Here is a 22,680-nt window from a genome sequence, read left to right as displayed (position 1 = left end):
ACAATATGTCTTTTTAGTGAATGGTTGCGAAGTTACGAATTTCAATGGCAAAATCAAGTGATGCATTTAAAGATTGAAGGATTGAAAAATTGACTCATTGCCTCATCGCCTCATTGGCACATTATTTTATTTTTTAATTTGGTACGGATAGGTTTCGTAAAAAATTTGGTCTTCATTAATGGTATAACCAGTTGCCAAATCCTTTTTAGCTTCTTCAAATAACACTTTTGATGCGTCCGACTTTCCTTCACGGGCTAAACAAATGGCTTTGTAGTATTTCACATCTGAAAACTCGGGATATTGCGCTAAGGATTGATCAAAAACAGCAATGGCTTCCTTCCATTTTTTTTGTTCGTACAAAGAAATTCCGTAATAAAACAAATCCAAATAATGAGCTTCCCCAAATTTTTGAGCTTGTTCATCCGTGTCCTTTTTGAAAATTTGTTCTGCTTTTTTAAATTCGTTTAGTTGCAAATAACTCAGTGCAATATGAAATTGATAGGTATGATCCATCACATAATTATTCCCGTATAAAGCGATACACTTTTTAAAGTCTACTATAGCATCCTTATAGGTCTTAGCAAAAATACATTTGATAAAAGCTCTGTAATCCAAATACCTTTTAGAATCATATTGTACCGCTTTGTCAATGAATACCATTCCCGCTTCATACTTTCTCGCCTTGAATAAGGGCATGGCTTTTTGTTGCCATAAATAGGCAATAGTGCTATCCTTTTCCAATCCTCTATCCAAACATTCTTGCCACTCGGGTAAATTATAATTGTATTTGTGCGCACAATTCGTAGCAAATTCTTCAATAATAGCTTCCTGTGTTTTTTTCACTTCTTGGTTAGCTGTTGAATTTTGAGCACAACTTATACTACTAAGAAAAACCAGACATAAATAGATATACTTCATGAAAATAAATTTTTAAGCAATATAGAAATTTGAAAAAGCAGTTTGTGTTATTTACTTGTTAATGATTGTTTTTTTGATTGAAAGATTAACTCATTTCCCCATCGTCTCATTGACATATTGCCTCATTGCCTCATTATCTCATTGCCTCATTGCCACATTGCCACATTTACCAATCGACACATTGCCTAATCGACACATTATTTTATCTTTGCCTCATGAGAAAATTAGCCAACGCAGAACTGGACCGATTGAATAAAGACGAATTCAAAGAAGCTGAAAAAACACCTATTATCGTTGTTTTAGACGACATTAGAAGTTTACACAATATTGGTTCGGTTTTTAGAACCAGTGATGCTTTTTTGATTGAGAAAATCTATTTGTGTGGCATTACTGCTGTGCCTCCTAACAAAGAAATTCACAAAACCGCTTTGGGTGCAACCGATACCGTTACGTGGGAATATGCAAAAGATGTTTTGGAAGTAATTGCCCAATTGAAAGAAGAAAAAGTCAATATATTTTCCATAGAACAAACGGAAAACTCCATCATGCTAAATGATTTTAAGGTGCAACCCAATGAAAAATACGCTTTAATTTTCGGTAACGAAGTAAAAGGGGTTGCTCAAGAAGCGATTAACCTAAGCGATGGTGTGATCGAAATTCCACAACTGGGTAGCAAGCACTCCTTGAATATTTCTGTAAGTGCTGGCATTGTGATTTGGGATTTGTTTCAGAAGATGGGGTAACAAGAGGAAAGAAGAAAGAGGAGATGTTTTTAGTATTGGCAGTGGCTTTCAATTGAAAATAACATTTATTCTTTTTTTACTTGTTGTACTTCCTTTTTATATTTCCCATTTTAAGAGACTTTTAAGATAGCTTTAAGAGCATTTGAATTTTATTTTTTTACCTTATGGATGAACATTAAAAAACAACTATCATGGGAATTATTAGAGATTCAAAGAAATTTAAAATCACAAAAAAACAGACCAATCCCACTAATCCAACTGGGAATGTAGATCAAGAAACTAATACGTTTGATATCGATAAAAAAACGATTAAAAAACAACAGAGTAAACACTAGAAAATAATTTACTTTTAGTAAATGAGAAAAGCGTTCTTTAAAAAGAATGCTTTTTTTATGGTTTTGAGAAATTGTATTTTTACTAATGATTCTCAACAATAAACATTAACATCGTTGTTGCTTCTAAGTTATGAATTGCTTTATCTCATTTGATAGTATTCATTTGATTACAAGCTAATCAAGTCATATATAACAAACCAATTCTAAATGTAAAAGAAAAACTTTCGTTTTGGAATTTTTAAGAATTGATTAATTACATTTGTTTAAATAATATTTAAAGTATTATGAAAAATAACAAAAAACTAACAGATAGAGAAAGGTCTATTTTAGAAGAAAGAAAAAAATTGGTTTGGGATTCATTATTTTATAGTAACCAGAGGATGGATCTTTTAATTATATCAATTTCTGGAGCTGGTATATATTCATGCAGTGAACTTGGAAAATATCTAATAGATAAAAATATTGTTATTTCAGGGTGGTTGAAATTATCTGCTGCATTACTTGTTATTTCGATTATATCAAATTTTATTTCTCAATGGCTAGCTTCTAGAACGCATCATGAAGATTATTGTTCACTTTTAAGTCAATTAGACGATGAACATGATGAAAAGTGTTCAAAAGAAGAAATAATTAGTTTTTATAATTTGAGAAATATTAACATAGAAGAATATGAATCAAAAGCAGAAAAATTTAATCGTTTTACTATTAAATTTAATAACTTTAGTATTGGATTCATGATTTCTGGATTGATCATATTCATCTTACATGTATGTTTTATTTTTTAGGATTTGGAACTCTTGGAACTCCTTTTCCTGGATTATATGAAGGAGCTGACGGACTACCTCTGTTTGGTCTTGGAGGTGGCGGACTTTGTTTTGGAGGTGGCGGACTTTGTTTTGGTTTTGGATCTCCATTTGTAAATTTCATATTCATTTTTAAATATTTAATTGGTTATTCAAATATAACATTTTTAAATATTTTTCAGATATTTTCTTGATACTTACAAATTGTCAACCCAATATTGCCTTATAATAATATTTAAAAACAGACATTATGACCACTTTAACTTTCACACCTAGAACAACAATAGATGCAAACATTTTACAATTTAGGATAGATGACTCTTCTTATTATGCAATATGGAATATTTGGGCAAGTGCTTATGAATTTGAAGAACTTGAAGAAGAATTAAGTTTGTCAATAACATATGATATAAACGGATACTTTGAAATTAATTAAAAACTAAAGCCACCCTTTGAGGTAGCTTTTTTTATCGTTGAAATAGAATAGATGTTTCTTTAACTTTCTCAAAAGCTTCGTAGAAAAGTTCATGTATTTTATTTTGTATTATTTCATCTGGTTCTAATATTGCAATTTTAAATAATTTAGGATCACTATCTTGCGGAACATTAAATCCATAGGCATAGCATAATAACCTTCCATTTTCTGATGGTGCAAAGTGAATTTGAAAACCTTTTTCATGTCTTTCATTATCTAATCTTGTATTACCACTTTTTACAAATATTGCAGAATTACAATTAATATCAGATTTACTATCTACAATACCAACTACATATAAGTTACTTTTAAAAAATTCAATATTGCTTGTCATTGAATTAACTATGTTTACCAAAGTATTTTGTATTATCATAAAAGAATCTGCCCATTTTGCTCTTCTCAAATTGTTTTGCTCAAATGTTGTATCAAAATCTTTAGCTACTGAAATAATTTTGTTTAAATGTTCTTCTGTTGTCATTATTTACTTGTTTAAATTGAAACATTAAATTAGTAATAATTTAATTATGATTTATAAATAAAACCAGATTAATTTTTAAATGTTTCAAAATATGAAATTATATTTCAATTTTCACTACTTTTTTTCAGTTGTGAATTGCTTTCAAAATTGTATTTTTACTAATGATTCTCAACCTCCAGAACCAATGCTATTTGCGTATTCTGGTTGTGAATTGCTTTCAAAATTGTATTTTTACTAATGATTCTCAACTGGATCAATTCAAGCTCTTACAAAGCCGTTGTTGTGAATTGCTTTCAAAATTGTATTTTTACTAATGATTCTCAACTTAAGTTCCAAAGTATTTGTGTAATACTTTGTTGTGAATTGCTTTCAAAATTGTATTTTTACTAATGATTCTCAACAAGTGCGGGAATAGGAAAAGGGTATTTAGAGTTGTGAATTGCTTTCAAAATTGTATTTTTACTAATGATTCTCAACAGAAAAAAAATATTTCATGAATTCTGATATGTTGTGAATTGCTTTCAAAATTGTATTTTTACTAATGATTCTCAACTATCCATCCTCTAGGGTCGTTTAAATCTTGTTGTGAATTGCTTTCAAAATTGTATTTTTACTAATGATTCTCAACGTTTAGCGTTTTCATTGCACATATACGCTTGTTGTGAATTGCTTTCAAAATTGTATTTTTACTAATGATTCTCAACCACCGGTCAATCCATTCATGATTCTTTCTTGTTGTGAATTGCTTTCAAAATTGTATTTTTACTAATGATTCTCAACTGTCCATCATGTTCAGACATTTTAGATATAGTTGTGAATTGCTTTCAAAATTGTATTTTTACTAATGATTCTCAACTAATGATTTGATAGAATGCTATGGTTTTGAGTTGTGAATTGCTTTCAAAATTGTATTTTTACTAATGATTCTCAACCGAAACGAATTGAATTAGCTTTACTGATATGTTGTGAATTGCTTTCAAAATTGTATTTTTACTAATGATTCTCAACAAAATAAAAAAAAAGGGCTTGCCCGTTAAAGTTGTGAATTGCTTTCAAAATTGTATTTTTACTAATGATTCTCAACCTTGAGAGTTTAAAGGAGTTTCAAAATTCAGTTGTGAATTGCTTTCAAAATTGTATTTTTACTAATGATTCTCAACTACATCTATAAGTTTATTAAATGCGCTGTCGTTGTGAATTGCTTTCAAAATTGTATTTTTACTAATGATTCTCAACTTATATGGTAAAGTATGTGACGAAAACAGAGTTGTGAATTGCTTTCAAAATTGTATTTTTACTAATGATTCTCAACTTTGTTTAACAATACGACAAATGAACATAAGTTGTGAATTGCTTTCAAAATTGTATTTTTACTAATGATTCTCAACCCCAAAAATTTCTATAGTACCATTCATAATGTTGTGAATTGCTTTCAAAATTGTATTTTTACTAATGATTCTCAACGAATATGATTGTTGGGGCCTTATTTCATCAGTTGTGAATTGCTTTCAAAATTGTATTTTTACTAATGATTCTCAACAAGCTTGATGATAAAATGTTTGAGTATACTGTTGTGAATTGCTTTCAAAATTGTATTTTTACTAATGATTCTCAACAACAAAGAAATTGCAGTTAATCAGGAAATGGTTGTGAATTGCTTTCAAAATTGTATTTTTACTAATGATTCTCAACTACAGCTTCTTTAGATGTGCCAAAATCTTGTTGTGAATTGCTTTCAAAATTGTATTTTTACTAATGATTCTCAACTACAGGAATTGAAATCGTAAATTCCGATTAGTTGTGAATTGCTTTCAAAATTGTATTTTTACTAATGATTCTCAACTATATTATCAAATATCATGCATTTTTTTGTGTTGTGAATTGCTTTCAAAATTGTATTTTTACTAATGATTCTCAACGTTGTTCAATAAGAAGATGTGAGCCAAACAGTTGTGAATTGCTTTCAAAATTGTATTTTTACTAATGATTCTCAACAAGTTTCACTTCCTATTGTTGTAGTGGTATGTTGTGAATTGCTTTCAAAATTGTATTTTTACTAATGATTCTCAACTGGTGGTTTAGAAATTTGGTAATAACAACAGTTGTGAATTGCTTTCAAAATTGTATTTTTACTAATGATTCTCAACAAGTTTCACTTCCTATCGTTGTGGTGGTATGTTGTGAATTGCTTTCAAAATTGTATTTTTACTAATGATTCTCAACGCACAAACTTAAGGACAAAAGCTTATATTGTTGTGAATTGCTTTCAAAATTGTATTTTTACTAATGATTCTCAACCTAATGTATTAGCGCCGATTAAGGAAGCTAGTTGTGAATTGCTTTCAAAATTGTATTTTTACTAATGATTCTCAACAAAGAATATCAAAAGATGATTTGTGTAATAGTTGTGAATTGCTTTCAAAATTGTATTTTTACTAATGATTCTCAACTATTGATATTGCTATAAAAAAACAAAACTAGTTGTGAATTGCTTTCAAAATTGTATTTTTACTAATGATTCTCAACAAAAGCAAAAACAAACTTAACAGAAGAACAGTTGTGAATTGCTTTCAAAATTGTATTTTTACTAATGATTCTCAACCCGTCAATCCATTCTGTGTTCATCCAGTTAGTTGTGAATTGCTTTCAAAATTGTATTTTTACTAATGATTCTCAACTTAATTGATAAAACAATTGAAGGGCACGAAGTTGTGAATTGCTTTCAAAATTGTATTTTTACTAATGATTCTCAACGGGGAGGGGCTGTTTGTGCGCCCCCCACCCGTTGTGAATTGCTTTCAAAATTGTATTTTTACTAATGATTCTCAACAATAAAGATGGAATCTTCGTGACATTAACAGTTGTGAATTGCTTTCAAAATTGTATTTTTACTAATGATTCTCAACCGGTAAGAAGATTCTTAGAGCGGTGGCGTAGTTGTGAATTGCTTTCAAAATTGTATTTTTACTAATGATTCTCAACTGAGGGGCATGAAAGGAACAACGCAATAATGTTGTGAATTGCTTTCAAAATTGTATTTTTACTAATGATTCTCAACTGGGTAAACGAACAGACAATAAACTACATGGTTGTGAATTGCTTTCAAAATTGTATTTTTACTAATGATTCTCAACCAGAAGTTTTGCGCGTCTCTTCGTGTATATGTTGTGAATTGCTTTCAAAATTGTATTTTTACTAATGATTCTCAACCGGACTAAAAGCAATAGGAAGTCATATCCTGTTGTGAATTGCTTTCAAAATTGTATTTTTACTAATGATTCTCAACATATCAAGCCCTAAAAATCTGATATGTTGTGAGTTATGGTATTGGCTAGAAAATAAAAAACAGCACTTTAAGTCATTGGTTTCAAGTAGCATAGTACATTTTTTAAATACTAGCCCACTAAAAAAGTTCTAATTGCTGAGAAGGTTTTTCGGTTTCTACAGGTTTTTTACCATAAAATAATTCCATCATCCCAAATTGTTTGTCGGTTATTTGCATTACTCCTATTTTGCCGTGTTCGGGTAAGCTGTTTTTAATTCTTTTGGAATGTACTTCTGCATTCTCTCTACTCGCACAAAAACGCATATAAATAGAAAATTGAAACATCGTAAAACCATCGTCTAGCAATTTCTTTCGAAAGCCAGCAGCTATCTTGCGTTCCTTTCGGGTTTCGGTTGGTAAATCAAAAAAGACTAATATCCACAAACTTCTATATTGGTTTAAACGTGTATAATGGTCATCATACATAGTTATTATTTATAATTTCACTTCTGTTTCTTATCGCTGCCTAGTCACTTCGCATTTTTTTGTAGCGCATCATAACTAACACCAATTTATTATTTGAATTTATTGTAATAACTTCTCGATACTTCCCGATAGGTATTGGAACACAGAAGCTAATTTCATCTGCGAAAATCAGTAAAATCTGCGTGAAAATAAAAAAGCACGCAGATTTAGCAGATAAGCGCAGACGCTATAATTCATAAAATGAATTATAGACAATCTAAATTATTTCAAAACAAAAACTCCGAAACTACAGAACAATAATTATCGTAAGTTTTCACCACAATTGACCTTTTTTTTAATTCAATAAAAATCATACCTAAAATGAAGCTTATCAGATAACTACACTCATAATCCATAAACAGGATACAATATTTTTCTGGCTTTCCCCTCAAAACATTCGTATAAAGAGTTTGTTGTACGACTCATAGCCACCAACAAAGGACTTCTTTTACCATCAATCACAACATCCATACTCGCAATGCTTAGCAAATGCTTTTTAAGTGCTACCGTTAATTCGTCATAAGCATCCTCAGTATCCATAATATGACAGACTATTAAATCCACATAAGGGCGATAAGGTTCCATAATATCATCGGCAAGGCAATAGGCATTGTATTTGTTTCTATGAAAAATACCTAAACTAGGCAACATGCCCGAACTCACTAAGGCACGAGCGGTAATCGCTCTTAGAATAGCATAGCCATAATTCAACAAATTATTAGGAGCTATTCCTTTTTGTCCTCTCGTAAAATGAGGAATAGGAAAGAGCTTCTCCCAATAATAAACAGCTGCTCTCGATTCATGGTTTAAAGCATCACCCGATGTTACTTCCTTTGCCCATAACTCCATCTTTCGCATGGGTATTCCTCTTTCTTTTAATAAACTCGCTTGATTTAGAATCTTCGCACTAATGGTTTGTTGCCACAAATTCTTCTGCAAAGGTACAGATGCGTTTATCTGATGTTTATAGCGTTCGGTTTGCTCGCTATGCCCTTGCAAAGGCAACAATAGCCCTGTAGGCATGTGTTGTGCATCACAACTAACTAAAGCCACATTATTTTGTGTCAGTTTTTCTAGTACTCCATTTGTAACAGTAATTTGCTGGCTTTCTAAAACTACAACACCTATATCTTCGATTGCCACTGTCTTGGCATCTTGTTCCTTATCTGGATAAGACACCACCAGTTGTTTGTTTTTGGTACTCAAATAAACAGGATTACCAAAAAAGAGAGTACGTTTTATCATTGCATTAAGCTTTTGAAATATTACCTAATCTATCCACTTTTAATTTAATACAAAATTCTTTAATCATACTTCCATCAATAGATTTTTCCATTTTATTTAATGCTGAAAATTCAATTTTGTTTACAATAGAAGTTGAAACATTTTGTTTAATAAAAAAGCATTGAGTACCTGATGAACTGACCATTTTATAAATATTTCCCATTTGCCCTTTTTTAAAATTCCCAAAATCAATACTATTGACATTCCCTTTTTCCTCTTCTGTTGGAACATAAACTAAATCGTTAGGAGAAAGATAGTACAACAATGTACTTCCTTTTTCATTAATTTCTGGAACAGAGTCTAAACCTTGTTTTTGACGTTCGACAACAATATTCAAAGGAATGGTCTCGTAGCTTCTTTTACCATTTTCATCTTGATAAATGGCGAAAAATAAGTTGGTGCCTTTGGCTGCTTCTACAAATTTGTCTTTTTTATTTCCAGTTAATCCAACATTAAATTTGTTGCCCTTTGCTTCATAAGTTCTAATTTTTAAGATAGGTTGGTGAAATTTCCCTTTATTTAACTCTACAATATTTTTATTCATTTCTTCAATTCCTTCAGGAGCAAAGGCTAATGTTTCTGGAGCAATTTCTTTTCCTTTTTCGTCAAATCTATTTTTGTAATTTTTAAAATGAGCCAATAAAATTTTCTGAATACCTGTATCGGTAATGGTTTCAATTATCCGTTTTTCATTGAATGAAGTATCTAAGCTTACCCTTGAAGCCACATTATCATTATCCCAAAAATAAATTTCAACTCTCGAAATATCCTTGTCGTTCCATTTATTTTGTCTGTCCTTGAAAAACTTAATCAATAATTTTTTATCGTATTTTAGCTTTACTAAATTCAGTATTTCTTTTCTTAAATCTTTATCTACAATCTCATTGTAATTTTCTAAAGCAACACTGAGTAGAACTTCTTTTTTCTTTCTTAAAGACACTAAGCCTGATACGGTATCTTTGTGCATCGGTTTTCGGATAGCCCAGCTATTACCTTTAGTTTGGGTTGTAAGATCTTTTTTAGGTTTACCGTCTTTGCCAATTCTTAAATTGCCATTTTCATCTTTATAGCTTTCGTATTTATTGGTTGTTTTATTGATAACACGAAGATTTTGCTTAAAACTGATTACAATTTTATCCAATTCATCTTTGGCATCTTTTGTGAAATTTTCCCAAGGTTTTAAAAAATCTTTAGGAACTTCTTTTTCTACTCTTTTTCCAGTTTTCAAATCATTGTAAGCTACTTTTTCAAATCTTCGCAGTTTTCTGTTTAAATCAAAGCGTTCGTTAGATTTTGCATGCTTGTTATTTAACAAATTAATATGGTCACTTGTAGCACAAGCAATCACTAAAGCATCCATAGCGTGGTGACGGTGGTCAATACGTTTTTTTTGAAATCCTTTTGAAAATTCCAAAGGAATTGTTGGAAGAAATTTTTGGTGATTTTCATTCCAAGAAGTAAAGTTTGTGCTATTTGTTAATTGATTCATTCGTTCAAAACGTGGTAAAACTAACTCATTCCACACATCATTTAAGCCCCAATCTTGCTTTAATTGGTTGGTTATTTTTCCATTTCCAGGTAAAATATTTTTAGAATTTATTCCATCATCATTATTATCTGAACGAACAATATTAGATAACACATTTGATATGAATTTACTAATGTATCTCGTATCATTTAATTGGCGTTCAATCATTTTTTCTGGAATTTCTTCTAATAATAATTTGTTTTTCTTTGAGCGATTTTTAGCATAATGCTCTTTTATGAAGTCAAGATATTCTTGTTCAGTAAAAACTTCGATGCTTTTGCCAAATCCAGTTTCAATTTTTTCTCCAGAATGATTTTTTATGAATTCTAAGCCAAGTTGTTTGTCTTTTAATTTATTAATAGCCGATTCACATATCACTTTGTTGCTAAAACTATCATCAAAAAAACGACTTTGTGGAATGATATGTTCAATTTCATACTCGTGAGTGAACAATTTACTCATCGGAATAAGCTGACCCGTATATGGTGAACGGTATTTTTGCTCCAACCATAATTTATAACGCTGCAATTCGGATGTGCTTGGTTGTGCTGTTTTACTAATTTTTAAAATATCTTCTGGAATTTCGACATTAGAATTTAGAACACCATCTTCATAAATTTTTAATATTTCTTGTTGAGGTGGTGAAAAAGGACGAACTTCTTCAACTTGTAGTTTACCATCGGAATTGTCTTTTAATTCAGTTAATAATAATTTAATTCTCAAATTTGTAGCTTCATTATCAGAGACGACATTAGTTAATCGTTTTCTTTCATCAGCTGTATTTTTCATATCGCGTCCGAGTTCGATATGGATTTCATTAAAGAAATCTTTCGCACCATTACCATATTTAGCCCAAATATCTTTTACCACACGCAGGGTCTCGGTTACAACTTGCTCAACAATTGGATTCCGAAGGGAATGCTGTTTGAATTCTTTTAAATAGTTTTCTAAATCGCTAACTGAATTCCATTTCCCAGCAAGATTGGCTTCTGAGTGTCTATCGTACACAACATATTGAGCCAGCCATAATTGTAATCCTTTAAAATCGTTTTCTTTTGTTAGATGAATTGCTTTTTCTCGAACACGATTTTTGATTTCTTCATCATATTCTCCTGTGATAATTTTGCCAATTCTATCTTTTGTCTTAATATCAATATTTTCCCAATCCCAATATTTTCCTAAACGAAGTAAGGGTAATAATTTTTTGATGGCTTTTTCTGAAAATGAACCATATTCACTTTTGAAAGGTGGAAATTTTCTAAAGTTTTCAACGAAAGAGCTATCATCTAAACTATGCTTATTCGCAAAAGATTTTAGTGCTTTTTCAAACTCTAGTTTATCAGTTACCGAATATATTAAATGCCACAATTTAAATTCAACTTCATTGGTTAGAAAATCATCATTTATATTTTCAACTTTAGCCAGTCTTCGTCTAATTTCATAGCCTGTTTCGTTACAAGGATATTTTTTAGATTCGTCTTTTTCTGAATTGTAAACATAATTCCAACGGTATTTAGCCATTTCATTACTTAATGCTTTGCCTTTTAATTCAGAAGATACAAGTAAAAATTTTAAAATAGCTTTGTGGTCAACCTCTTTTTGTGTCATTAAAAAGGTAAATAAATTTTCTAAATCTTCGTCTGATTTTACGAATTGCTCCGTTACATCTGTATCGTCTTCTTTCTTGTAAATCTTTAAATTGTAAAGCCATTGCCAAATCCTAAATTCTTGATACAAAGGATGAGACTTTGGTATTGCTTTCAGATACTCAGTTTTTTCAATTTCATTTCCTTCTTTATCTTTAGTTTTATATTTTCGGTATTCTAAAGAGCAATTTCCTATAGAAGATTTTTGACTTTTAAGCGGACGTTGGTAAAAAATGATATCATTCAAAAACAAATGAACAAAATCTTTTCTGCTTAATGTAGTTTGATGAGCTTCATTATTACGATATAATTCTTTTATACAATCATTAAAAAAGTCTTCATTTTGTAACTCTGGATATTCTTTTAACTGATGTTCTAAAATAGCCTTTAGTTCTTCTCTATAAAATTTTCGTTCAATAGTCCTGATTAATTTTCCATTGATTTTTTGATTAGGTTTTTGAAGTAATGTATCATAAATGTATGTTCCTACTGTTTTTTCAGATCTATCTATTTCTTGTTCTGTTTTCTTTTTTATTAAAGTCCAGTCATCTTCACTTGGAGCACGAAAACTGCGTTTTTCATTCCCTTCTTTATCGGTTTTAGTTGAGCCGTCATCATTTAAATCTGTTGTAACAATAAAATCCCGTATTTTATCTGTCCAATCCTGTAAAGAGGTTTTACTTGAACGACGGTAAACCCAGCCATTTTCTAAGTGTAAGGAATACCAAGTTTCACCTTTTGCATTCGCTTTTTCATCAGCAATTACATTAATTATTTTTAATGAATAAAATTCGACCAATTTGTTGGGGTTTTCTTCCTCTTCCTCACCTCGCAATTGATAATAACCACGTTTTTGATTGAAATTTAAAAGAATCCAAGACAATTCTTCTTTTGCTATTTTTTGAGATAAAGCTTTTTTGCGTAAATAGTAAATCGTCCAATCATAAGGAAGTTTCTTGTCGCTTTCTAAAAGTTGTGGCTGATATTTTCTAAAATCTTTTAACATTTCTTCAAAGGAGTCTTTGAAAATAAAATCAAACTCATTTTTCTCTTTTTCTTGATTCCAGATTTCTTTGTAGGCAATTTTCGGTTCTTTTTTATCCAAAAACTTGCCTAATCTTTTTTTAAAATCAATTTGATCGGCATAATGTTGAGGAAGAAAACCTAATACATTTAAAACTCGATGTAATCTCTCTCTTCTTAATAAGTGTCGTTCTCTAAGTCTTCGAGTTCCTCTAAATCCAGTTCTATCGGCAGTTTGAGAAATGGAGTTTCCTTTTCCAAATTCATCTTTTATATCTTGAGTCATTGGGATAATTCTACTTCCCATTCCAAGTATTTCTCCTTTTTTATCTTTAAATTCTTGTTGAATCAACGCCCAACCAATACTATTTGTCCCTAAATCAAGTCCTAATATTTTTTTCATTTATGTTTGACTATTATTTGCTATTTAATGAATTTTTAAATGTAATTAAAAGAAAATTACCATCCTTACGGTTTACCGTAATGCAATACTAAATTTTTTATTGTATATTGCAGTACAATTTTGAAGCAATTCACAATAAGGATTATTCCGTTGTGAAAACATTCAAAGCGGCCTCATAAGGGTCGCTTTTTTATTTTTATAAAAAAATAATCTTCATTGTATAAAACTACATACTATTCCTTCACCTGTCAATACGTATAAATACGTATTTTTCACAGTTTCTTATACGTATAAATACGTACAAGAAACAGCATTTCATAAAATCAGCAAAATAAAAGTTCTATCAAACCCGCAAAAAAAAATGTTTTATTTCTAATTTTTATAGGTATTGCTCCCTCTTTTCCCAAACATAAAAAGCAATAATTAATTTATTTTACAATCTATCACATTTGGAACACTTCTTTAAAAAAAGTTGTGACATTTTTTTTGTGACAAAATAATTTGTCACAAATTTTTTGTCACAAATTTCTGTGACATTTTTTTTTACAAAAAATATTTTGTCACAGTTTTTGATTAGTAATTATAAAGACGTTAAACAATAATAATTTACCTCATGAAAAAAGACACAACTTTTAAATCATTATTGCTATCACAGGAAGAAATAGCTTTGTTATTAGGCATTAAGAGAAGTCAATACGCAATGTATGAAATAGGAAAACGTGATTTACCTACTGCTGCCCTATTGAAACTATCTAAATTGACAAACTATGCCGATACTCTTTCTCAGCTTACTAAAAGAGAATTCCCTTATCATAAAACACAGCAAGCTAAAAAACAAGAGCTACTACTAAAACAAATTGAAAATAATAACATTGAACAGTTGCTACTAGAAAAAAAAATAAAACAACTGCAACATAATTATCAAAAAGCAGCAAGAACAATTGAATTTGTAACATTATACAAAGAAAAAGAAGGCCTAACGGATAGGGATGACGTTATCTTAGAAAACATACAAAATAAAGCCTTAGCAATTTTAGATAAAAATGGGGTTCACTTGCAAACTAAAATTCAATTACAATTAAAAGCGCTTTTAGTATATACAAAACAGTTAGAAAAAGAGTTGTGGAAAGGGTAATTTGTTTGTTGAAGTTGTTTGTGGAGTTGTTTGAGGAGTTTCGAGTGGGGTCTTTCCTTCGTCAAGATGACAAGTTTGGGGATGTGGTTTGTGGAGTTTCGAGTGGGGTCTTTCCTTCGTCAAGATGACAAGTTTGGGGTGATTGTTTGGGGAAGTTGATTACGGAGTTTCGTGTGGGGTCTTTCCTTCGTCAAGATGACAAGTTTGTGGATGTGGTTTGTGGAAGTTGATTTTTGAAGTTGATTTTTGAAGTTGTTTGTGGAGTTTCGAGTGGGGTCTTTCCTTCGTCAAGATGACAAGTTTGGGGATGTGGTTTGTGGAAGTTGATTTTTGGAGTTGATTGTTGAAGTTGATTGCGGAGTTTCGAGTGGGGTCCCTCCTGTGTCGGGATGACAAGTTTGAGGTAGTGGTTTGTGGAAGTTGTTTGTAGAAATGTATGTTGAAATTGATTTTGAAGTTGCTATGTAAAAAATCTGCAAAATCAGTTTCATCTACGCGCTATTTGTACCTGCAATCTACTTCCGCAAACTTGTCATCCCGACACAGGAGGGAACCCATATCTACTTCAATAATTATTTTCCAAAACTACGTATGTCTCTTATTTATCCAAAAAATGGTGATTTAAAAAAGCAAAACTCTCATTAAACGATTGTATTAAATGTAATTTTTTTTCTCTTCTCCATCCTTTTAATTCTTTTTCTCGTGCTATGGCTTCTTGAATCCAAGTATGCTTTTCATAATAAACTAGGTATTCCACTTTATATCTTGATACAAAGGAATGGGTGTTTTCAGTCACGGAATCGATGTGCTGTTGCAAACGGATTTTTAAATTATTAGTCACTCCTATGTAGAAAGTAGTTCGGTGTTTATTGGTCAAGATATAAACGTAATAAGTGTGGTATCCGTTTGTTAGCTCTTTCATGTGGAGAAATTGTTTTATAAAAATAAAAAAAGTTTTTGATTATGGTGTTTTATGTTGATGTAGTTTGGGGAGTTTCGAGTGGGTTCCCTCCTGCGTTGGGATGACAAGTTTGAGGATGTGGTTTGGGGAAGTGGTTTGAGGATGTGGTTTGGGGATGTGGTTTGGGGATGTGGTTTGAGGATGTGGTTTGAGGATGTGGTTTGGGGATGTGGTTTGGGGATGTGGTTTGAGGATGTAGTTTGGGGATGTAGTTTGGGGAATTGGTTTGGGAATGTGGTTTGTGGAGTTTCGAGTGGGGTCCCTCCTGCGTCGGGATGACAAGTTTGAGGATGTGGTTTGGGGAAGTTGATTTTTGAGATTGTTTTTTGAAGTTGATTTTTGAAGTTGTTCGTTGAAATTGTTTGTTGATTTCAAAATCCAATAAGAACGATGGTTTGATTTATTTCGTATAAATTTTAACTTCGTTTTACAATTTTTCTTACAAAAAGTTAAACTTGTTTTAAACTTCAATTTTCTGGCACGCTATGGCATTTGGTTTGTATAAGCCTTAGTAATAATAATCTTTAAAATTATAATATTATGAATTACACAATTAACAATTTAACACAAGTATCAGATTGCGATGTGTTATTAACTTGGGCAGGAAAAGAGAAAGCGGAATTGACTTTCAAAAAAATTTCCGAAGAACGCTTAACTGTGAAGTATTCTAGTACTTCATTAGAGGTTGAATCAGAGTTACAAGGTGTTTTAATAGAACTGACTGCTTTAGATTCCGTTATAGCTTCTTTACCAGAAGGTGAAATAAAAGAAGATAAATTAAAAAAGAAAACAAAGTTAGTGTACAGAAAATTCTTACTTGAAGATCGCAAAGAGAGTTATGGTACTATAGCCTTGTTAGAAAAGGAATTGGATTTAGAAAGGGTTAACAAAGAAATAGAAGAGGTTGATGCTTTTATTTTAGCCATTACCAATCACAAAGCCACTTTGTAAATGAATTCTTTTAAAAAGAAAAAGGGTTGTCCTGATAAAGGGACAGCCTTTTTTCTTTTTATGGCTTGTAAGACTATTGTTTTTTTATGGCTTTGATTGTGAATTAGTACTATGAATGTGCTATAGTTTATAACTTATAGAAAATAAAAATATTCTAGGTAAAGTAAAAGTTGTGGAATTCGAAATCAAAAAGTCTGAGAAAGAGTTATTGATTATAGTTCCATTGTTTAAATAATTTTGAGCAGAAACCTCAAAGCGAAATGGATTGTCTTTTTTATGATAACTCAAAGAAGCATTTCCTATGCTGTAATTGTTTTTTTGATTCAAACTATTTTCATTAAAATTGACTTCATAGTCGGTTTTGAAGTGGAACGACTTTAAAAAATCGATATCCAAATTAAAGGTCAATACATCATTGGTTAACGAGGAAGAGGTTAATCCTGAAAACTGACTAAAACTTTTATTATACCCTACACTTACTGTAGGCCATTTTTTAGTAGCTGTACTTATTTTTAAACCTACCGCTTGATTGTTTCTGTTGTTTGTAGTCGTTTGATTGTTTAGGGTTTGTATGTAATTAAACCAACTAAAATTAGTATTCAATTGCAATCTAAAACGGTATATTTTTTTACTAATGTTTCCAAATATTCTCCAATTCGTCTCAGGGTTATCCGTTATAATAGGTGTTGTAAATTGGTTGATTCCATCTAGTTCAATACTGTTTCTTATGGTTCTTATTTTCTTATTAAAATTCACATTGGCAAACAGCATCAAACCACGATACATACTTGTTTTCTTATACCGTAAACTTCCACTATGAAATCTCTCGTTACTTAACAAAGCATTTCCTTTAAACACCGAATTGTAACTTTGTAAGGTAAAACGCTCTAACAATTTAGAAGCATCAGGAAAATCATTTGATAACTTATAAGAAAAATTTAGCGATTCTGATTGATTGAATTCATATTCACTATTCCATTGTGGTTCAATATACGTTTTATTTATAGTATAATCGTTCGCAATTTGTTTGGTTTTCAAATGATAAAAATGAGTATAGATTCCTGGTTTATTGATCCATTTTCCTATTTTAAACTTGTATTCAAACCCTACATAAAAATCGTTTAGCAAATAGTTTACATCATTACCGAATCCATTTGCTGCAAAATCATTGATTGTGCCATCTGTTAAAAACTGTTGTTCGTTAATTTGCAAGCTTGTGGTACCAAAATTGTTTCCCACATTGGTATACAAATGATTGTAATTGTTTAAAATCCAATAATGTTTCAATAACGCATCTACACTATTGTTTTTTACTTTTTTAATTTGCTGAATGGTATAAAAACTATCGTTTTCTAGCGGAATTAATCCTGCCAAAAATTCCGTATCCGTTAACCATGTATTTACGGGTTTATTGTTTTCATAACTTTGATTCACTACAAAAGTAGTCGTATGATTGGTATTTTTGTATTGTTTGTGCCATTCGATAAATTGTTTTAGCTGACCATTATCGGCATTATTTAAGGTTTCAAAAGTACTTTGTTGTCCGTCTCTTATAGAAGTTAAAAGCGAAGTAGCATCGTTAGTACTGAATTGATATTGGGCATTATAAAACCATTTAGAACGATCACTTGGATTGTAATTTAATTTAAAGTTCCCTATTCCTAAAACCGTTTTATTGTCTTTCTTAGTCGTTCTATCTTCAAAAGTAAAAGCACTATTTTGTAAATATTCATTCTGACTTTCCACTAGGGAAGCACTAAAAAGTTTGGAAAAAATACCAAATCCTTCTATGTCTAGTTTAGCATTAATATTTTGTTGGAAATTAAAGGCTCCAAATTGCGATTTATTTTCAACCACATCACTGTTGTCATTAGTGAAAGTATAAAGATTCGTCAGTTGTTTTCTATCATTTAAAAAACTACTCACACCTCCTTGAAATCGCAACATATCTTGAAAAGAAAAAGTACGCTTTCCTATGTTATTTATATCTCCTATAAAACTCACATTCGTTTTTGGGCTGTAATAAAACAATGCCGTGTGCAACAAATGAAAACCATTATCATTAGCTACTTCAGCACCAGCTTCTACATCACCAAAGACAAATTTCTTTTTATCTTCTTTGAGTTTTACATTCATGGCCAGTTCATCACTATCAGAAACTTGTTTTAAAAACCCTACTTTATTAAAATGGTCAATGACTTCTATTTTATCTAAGGCATCGGCTGGAATATTTTCGACGGCTAATTTGGTGCCACCACCAAAGAAAGATTTTCCTTCCACCATCATTTGGGTTACTTTCTTACCTTGTACCGTTACAGAGCCATCTTTCCCGACTTCCACTCCTGGCATTTTTTCAAGGACTTCCTTCATTTTGCGTTCATTCCCGTTTGCAAAAGCCTTTACATCATAAATAAGCGTGTCTTTTTTTACAATAATGGGTTTGTATTCGTAGTCGATGACAATTTCTTTGAGTTGTTGTCCTGTTTCTTGTAGTTTAAAATGATATTCCTTTAAACTACTGTTGGATTCAATAGTTAAAACTGCTTCTTTGTACCCCAAATAGGAAACTTTTACTTCATAAGGAATTCCTTTTTCAAGCTCTAACTTATACCTTCCCAAATGGTCAGCAATAGCAAATTTTAAACTTTGATTTTCCACCAAAGGTTTTGCTATTACATTTGCGTTTGGCAATGGATTGTTGAGGCTATCTTTTACAGTTCCTGTTAGTGTTTGGGAATAACCAAGAAAACAATTGGTAAATAGACATAAAATTGTTAATAGTAGTTTGTACATTAATTAATGTTTGGTGAAGATTACATAAAAATTCAATTATTAAAAGGAGAAAGTCCTTTTAATTTTTTCAAATATTCATCTTCAGAAATTATTTTCCCTTTTGGTTTTTCTATTTTGAATACCTCATCATAAAATTCAATTGTATCAACTAAATAAATTAATTTATTATCTTGAAGTTCCAAAATTAAACCTGGTAAACTATTATAATCTAAAGGTCCAAAAGCATATGGAAATTCAGGATAAAACCAAGCGATAATATTTTTCTCTCTTTCTCCTCTATTGTTGAATTTTTTTTTATCGCGGTTGCTTTGTAGCATAAATAACCATCTATATTTTTACTTTCATTTGTGATTTTCCAATTTAATTCATTTTTTAACTTTATTATTATTTTAGAATCAGAATTATCTATTTTATAACATCCATTCTCTTTTAAATTAAAAAAATAGGAATATTTTGAATATAAATTATAATTAATTTTTTTTATTGTTGAATTATCGTTGTTATCGTTTATTAAATTGTCTTCATTTTCGAAAAAAGAATTATTTGAATTAAACAACAAACTAAACGTCTTCTCCTTTAAATCTTCATTAAATTTTTCTAAAATTTTTATTTTTTCTATAGCCAATGAATCTCTTATTTCAATTTCTGGTGGAATAATTCTATATACCAATTTACCAGATTTCATTTGTCCAAATGAGATATAAAACCCTATAATAACTATAAAAATACTAATTTTTAGTTTCATCTATTTTTAGTTCAATAGAAGTAATGTTAAAAACTTCTCCGCCCCTTTAATTAATTTCTACCTGATAATACTATACCAATATTATGCAATGCATTTACTAAACTAGCTATTCACCAATGTATTATGTAAAAACATGATAATGAACATTCATCTTTTACTACATCGGTTAGGATTTTGAAGAAAAACGTAATTGAAATTATAAAAATACTAATTAAGATTTTATACATCTAAACTACTTTTATAATTCTTTTTTCAACTTTTGAACATCAATTATTAGTAAAAAAATCATTTACTTTTTCCTTAACAATCTTATCATAAGCTTCTTGAGAAACTAAAGCGTCCTCATTTTCAAACTCTTTTTTATCAGGAAAATTTACTCCTTTTTTTATATTTTTAGCTACTAAAGTAACTTTGTCGTCTATTAACTCAATTATTAAACCTGGAAGACCATTAAAACCTTTTGGACCAAAAGAAGTTGGTATATCACTATAAAACCAAGCAATAACTTCATATTCTTTAACTCTTGATTTCAAAGTTATTTTTTTTGTTGTTGTCGCTTTATAACATTTTTTACCATCAATCAATTTTGTTTCATTATATATTTTCCAATTGTAACTTGTTGTATCTTTTATATAAAAAATATGATTTAAAAAAGATTTAATTTTAATCTTATAATTAAAGGTTTGATTAGAATAAAAATCTTCACTACCAGAATAACTTTTAGCTAAAACATATATTTTTTTGTCTTTTGGCATTTTTTCATCCAAATAAAAGTAGGATTCATCTTTGGATGTAACCAAACTATAACTAAGATCTGCTATTGCATCATCAATTCCTTTATAAATATAATTAATTTTGCTTTTTTTTATTTCTTCGTCATTTTCAATTGATCCAAAAGTTGGATAAACTTTATAATTAATATAATAATAATCTTCCTGAGCATTTATTAAAAAAGGAATACTAAAAAAAATAATGTATAAATATGTTTTTATTTTCATTATAAATAAATTAAAATGAGGGTCTTAACGCAAAACCCTCATATTTTTAAACAATTAATTACAAACTTTCTATACAGTCTGTATAATATGCCATGGCATTATCAACTGCCTCATCTTCTGAAAGTACATTTTTTAATTCCCCATAAACTTCACCTGCAATTCTAAGGCAATCATATGGAGTTTTATCTTCTTCAAGTATCTCATTGCTTTGTGTATTTTTAATTTCTTCTTTGTTAATTTTTTCTACTGAATTATTTGCCATTCCAGCAAACGAAAACGCTACTAGTGCAACTGCACTAAACATGAATTTTTTCATTGTTTTTTAATTTTAATAATTAATAAATTTACTTGTTTATGTTGTACAAACATATCAGTAATAATGCCGAAAATGAAACTTTAGTATGCGATTTTATAAGTTTCTTTTAACATTAACGCATTTGATAGTTTTTCTATAAATACGTTAACATTATTTAAATTCCCAATAGACAATGGATTATTGAGGCTATCTTTTACAGTTCCTGTTAGGGTTTGGGAAAAGGAATTGATTGAAAAAAAAGTATAAAATATAATATTACTCTCAAAATATAATTAAAAAGTAGGTTGTGTTTTTATAATCTCATTAAATTCTTCTTGAGTTACAGTTTTCCCTTTATTTGGTTTCTCAATTACATCACGTTCTTTACTTAAATTTATTTTCAAAGCTCCATAAGTCGTATATCTCTCAGTTAATTCTAAAATCAATCCAGGTAATCCATCATACCCATAAGGGCCATAATTAAAAGGAATACTTGGACAAAACCATGCTGTAACAGGGAATTTAAAAGTTCCTTTTGAATTTACGACGGTAGTTTCTGTAGTAGCTTTATAACATAAATAAGTATTAATATATTTTGTTTCATTTAGAATTACCCAATCAATCTTTTTTGTGTAATTAATTATAAACTTACCATAACCACTACTATTTATTTCCTTCATTTTTTTATCAGAATTTATTTCTGTGTAATATATGTTATTACCTCCTGTAAAGGCTTTTGCTAAAGAAATCTCTTTATCAGTAATAATATCATTTACTTTAAAAAGAGATACTTCATTATTAAAAAATAACGTAAAGGCAATTTTTTTAGCTCCATTCTGAGCTTTTTCAAAAATAGAACTAAATCTGTCGTCATTAGATAATTTTTCATCATATCCAAGTGTAAGTCCATAGGTTATTTCTCCAGATTTAATTTGAGCATGGAAATGAGTAGTAGTAAACAGTAATAACAATAAAAATTTTTTCATCTTCTTTTATTTTAACATTGTGTTGCTATTAAACAACACAATGTCTTTTAATCTAATTCTAGTTTCTTTTAATCTAATCCTAAACACTCTTGAAAATTATCCCAAGCAATTTCAATTGCAAATTCATCAAGCACTCCCATATCACTTAACCATTGACGATCATCCAAATATTGTAAGCCACAAGACTTTTCTTCTTCAATCTTGTTTTCTAGTTGTTCAGTTTTAGCTTCTTTATTTAATTTGTTTTCCTTCTCGACTGAGTTGTTTGCCATACTAGCAAACGAAAACGCTACAAGTGCAACTGCACTAAATACTAATTTTTTCATAAATTTGTTATTTAATTAAATTAATCACAGTCATACTTTGTGTTCGTCAAAACATTTATTTAAG

Annotated in this window: 21 protein-coding genes and 1 CRISPR repeat array; of the genes, 7 read left to right on the top strand and 14 right to left on the bottom strand. The window is 29.9% G+C overall.

Annotation, left to right across the window (positions count from 1 at the left end):
- Positions 1 to 126 precede the first annotated feature (126 nt).
- Positions 127 to 918 carry a tetratricopeptide repeat protein gene (locus FIA58_RS11840; RefSeq protein WP_140962701.1) on the bottom strand — a complete coding sequence of 264 codons (792 nt, stop codon included), beginning with the start codon at positions 916 to 918 and terminating at the stop codon, positions 127 to 129.
- Between the two features lie 215 nt (positions 919 to 1,133).
- Here FIA58_RS11840 and FIA58_RS11835 point away from each other — a divergent pair, with 215 nt between their 5' ends.
- The 3 genes from FIA58_RS11835 (at position 1,134) to FIA58_RS11825 (ending at position 2,781) form a co-directional block, all read left to right on the top strand.
- Positions 1,134 to 1,661, top strand: coding sequence for an RNA methyltransferase (locus tag FIA58_RS11835; RefSeq protein WP_140962700.1), 528 nt, complete (start codon positions 1,134 to 1,136; stop codon positions 1,659 to 1,661).
- 191 nt (positions 1,662 to 1,852) lie between these two features.
- Complete coding sequence (locus FIA58_RS11830) at positions 1,853 to 1,996, top strand: hypothetical protein (protein WP_165928912.1); 144 nt, start codon at positions 1,853 to 1,855, stop codon at positions 1,994 to 1,996.
- 380 nt (positions 1,997 to 2,376) lie between these two features.
- Entirely contained in the window at positions 2,377 to 2,781 is a 405-nt protein-coding gene (locus tag FIA58_RS11825) for a hypothetical protein (protein ID WP_140962699.1), read from the top strand.
- Here FIA58_RS11825 and FIA58_RS11820 read toward each other — a convergent pair.
- Entirely contained in the window at positions 2,771 to 2,929 is a 159-nt protein-coding gene (locus tag FIA58_RS11820; RefSeq protein WP_208022800.1) for a hypothetical protein, read from the bottom strand. The two genes, FIA58_RS11825 and FIA58_RS11820, sit on opposite strands and share 11 nt — an antisense overlap.
- A 120-nt stretch (positions 2,930 to 3,049) precedes the next feature.
- On the opposite strand from FIA58_RS11820, the gene FIA58_RS11815 reads away from it, so the two are divergent.
- On the top strand, positions 3,050 to 3,235 hold the full coding sequence (locus tag FIA58_RS11815) for a hypothetical protein (protein WP_140962698.1): 186 nt from the start codon (positions 3,050 to 3,052) through the stop codon (positions 3,233 to 3,235).
- A 31-nt stretch (positions 3,236 to 3,266) separates the two neighbouring features.
- On the opposite strand, the gene FIA58_RS11810 is transcribed toward FIA58_RS11815, so the two are convergent.
- The 4 genes from FIA58_RS11810 to cas9 form a co-directional block, all read right to left on the bottom strand.
- Complete coding sequence (locus FIA58_RS11810; protein ID WP_140962697.1) at positions 3,267 to 3,752, bottom strand: hypothetical protein; 486 nt, start codon at positions 3,750 to 3,752, stop codon at positions 3,267 to 3,269.
- 127 nt (positions 3,753 to 3,879) lie between these two features.
- A CRISPR array of direct repeats spans positions 3,880 to 7,038; the repeat unit is 46 nt; unit sequence GTTGTGAATTGCTTTCAAAATTGTATTTTTACTAATGATTCTCAAC.
- Positions 7,039 to 7,155: 117 nt separating this feature from the next.
- Entirely contained in the window at positions 7,156 to 7,503 is a 348-nt protein-coding gene (cas2, locus tag FIA58_RS11805; protein ID WP_140962696.1) for a CRISPR-associated endonuclease Cas2, read from the bottom strand.
- A gap of 384 nt (positions 7,504 to 7,887) precedes the next feature.
- Positions 7,888 to 8,787 carry a type II CRISPR-associated endonuclease Cas1 gene (gene cas1, locus FIA58_RS11800; protein WP_140962695.1) on the bottom strand — a complete coding sequence of 300 codons (900 nt, stop codon included), beginning with the start codon at positions 8,785 to 8,787 and terminating at the stop codon, positions 7,888 to 7,890.
- 4 nt (positions 8,788 to 8,791) lie between these two features.
- Positions 8,792 to 13,426 carry a type II CRISPR RNA-guided endonuclease Cas9 gene (cas9, locus tag FIA58_RS11795; RefSeq protein ID WP_140962694.1) on the bottom strand — a complete coding sequence of 1,545 codons (4,635 nt, stop codon included), beginning with the start codon at positions 13,424 to 13,426 and terminating at the stop codon, positions 8,792 to 8,794.
- A 613-nt stretch (positions 13,427 to 14,039) separates the two neighbouring features.
- On the opposite strand from cas9, the gene FIA58_RS11790 reads away from it, so the two are divergent.
- On the top strand, positions 14,040 to 14,561 hold the full coding sequence (locus FIA58_RS11790) for a helix-turn-helix domain-containing protein (RefSeq protein ID WP_140962693.1): 522 nt from the start codon (positions 14,040 to 14,042) through the stop codon (positions 14,559 to 14,561).
- A gap of 598 nt (positions 14,562 to 15,159) precedes the next feature.
- Here the strand turns inward: FIA58_RS11790 and FIA58_RS11785 are convergent.
- The gene (locus tag FIA58_RS11785; protein WP_140962692.1) at positions 15,160 to 15,483 is read right to left on the bottom strand and encodes a GIY-YIG nuclease family protein; all 324 of its coding nucleotides are present in this window, start codon (positions 15,481 to 15,483) and stop codon (positions 15,160 to 15,162) included.
- A gap of 78 nt (positions 15,484 to 15,561) precedes the next feature.
- Between FIA58_RS11785 and FIA58_RS11780 the strand changes: the two genes are divergently transcribed.
- Complete coding sequence (locus FIA58_RS11780; RefSeq protein WP_140962691.1) at positions 15,562 to 15,801, top strand: hypothetical protein; 240 nt, start codon at positions 15,562 to 15,564, stop codon at positions 15,799 to 15,801.
- Between the two features lie 261 nt (positions 15,802 to 16,062).
- A complete protein-coding gene (locus FIA58_RS11775) occupies positions 16,063 to 16,473 on the top strand; it encodes a hypothetical protein (RefSeq protein WP_140962690.1) in 411 nt (136 codons plus the stop codon).
- 120 nt (positions 16,474 to 16,593) lie between these two features.
- On the opposite strand, the gene FIA58_RS11770 is transcribed toward FIA58_RS11775, so the two are convergent.
- From FIA58_RS11770 to FIA58_RS11740, 7 genes are all read right to left on the bottom strand, one after another.
- The gene (locus tag FIA58_RS11770; RefSeq protein ID WP_140962689.1) at positions 16,594 to 19,266 is read right to left on the bottom strand and encodes a carboxypeptidase-like regulatory domain-containing protein; all 2,673 of its coding nucleotides are present in this window, start codon (positions 19,264 to 19,266) and stop codon (positions 16,594 to 16,596) included.
- A gap of 32 nt (positions 19,267 to 19,298) precedes the next feature.
- Positions 19,299 to 19,583 carry a GLPGLI family protein gene (locus FIA58_RS11765; protein WP_140962688.1) on the bottom strand — a complete coding sequence of 95 codons (285 nt, stop codon included), beginning with the start codon at positions 19,581 to 19,583 and terminating at the stop codon, positions 19,299 to 19,301.
- Positions 19,475 to 19,951: a GLPGLI family protein gene (locus FIA58_RS21820; RefSeq protein ID WP_394352426.1), complete on the bottom strand. Its 477-nt coding sequence runs from the start codon at positions 19,949 to 19,951 to the stop codon at positions 19,475 to 19,477. Before FIA58_RS21820 ends, FIA58_RS11765 begins: the two co-directional genes overlap by 109 nt.
- Positions 19,952 to 20,277: 326 nt before the next feature.
- The gene (locus FIA58_RS11755) at positions 20,278 to 21,009 is read right to left on the bottom strand and encodes a GLPGLI family protein (RefSeq protein WP_140962686.1); all 732 of its coding nucleotides are present in this window, start codon (positions 21,007 to 21,009) and stop codon (positions 20,278 to 20,280) included.
- Positions 21,010 to 21,067: 58 nt separating this feature from the next.
- Positions 21,068 to 21,313 (bottom strand): hypothetical protein, encoded by a 246-nt coding sequence (locus FIA58_RS11750; RefSeq protein ID WP_140962685.1) that lies wholly within the window; start codon positions 21,311 to 21,313, stop codon positions 21,068 to 21,070.
- 284 nt (positions 21,314 to 21,597) lie between these two features.
- Complete coding sequence (locus FIA58_RS11745) at positions 21,598 to 22,290, bottom strand: GLPGLI family protein (protein ID WP_140962684.1); 693 nt, start codon at positions 22,288 to 22,290, stop codon at positions 21,598 to 21,600.
- A 68-nt stretch (positions 22,291 to 22,358) separates the two neighbouring features.
- Positions 22,359 to 22,616, bottom strand: a complete 258-nt coding sequence (locus FIA58_RS11740) for a hypothetical protein (RefSeq protein WP_140962683.1) — start codon at positions 22,614 to 22,616, stop codon at positions 22,359 to 22,361.
- Between the last annotated feature and the right edge of the window lie 64 nt (positions 22,617 to 22,680).

This window comes from Flavobacterium jejuense (assembly GCF_006491595.2).
GTDB lineage: Bacteria > Bacteroidota > Bacteroidia > Flavobacteriales > Flavobacteriaceae > Flavobacterium > Flavobacterium jejuense.
This window is presented reverse-complemented; position numbering and strand designations above follow the sequence as displayed.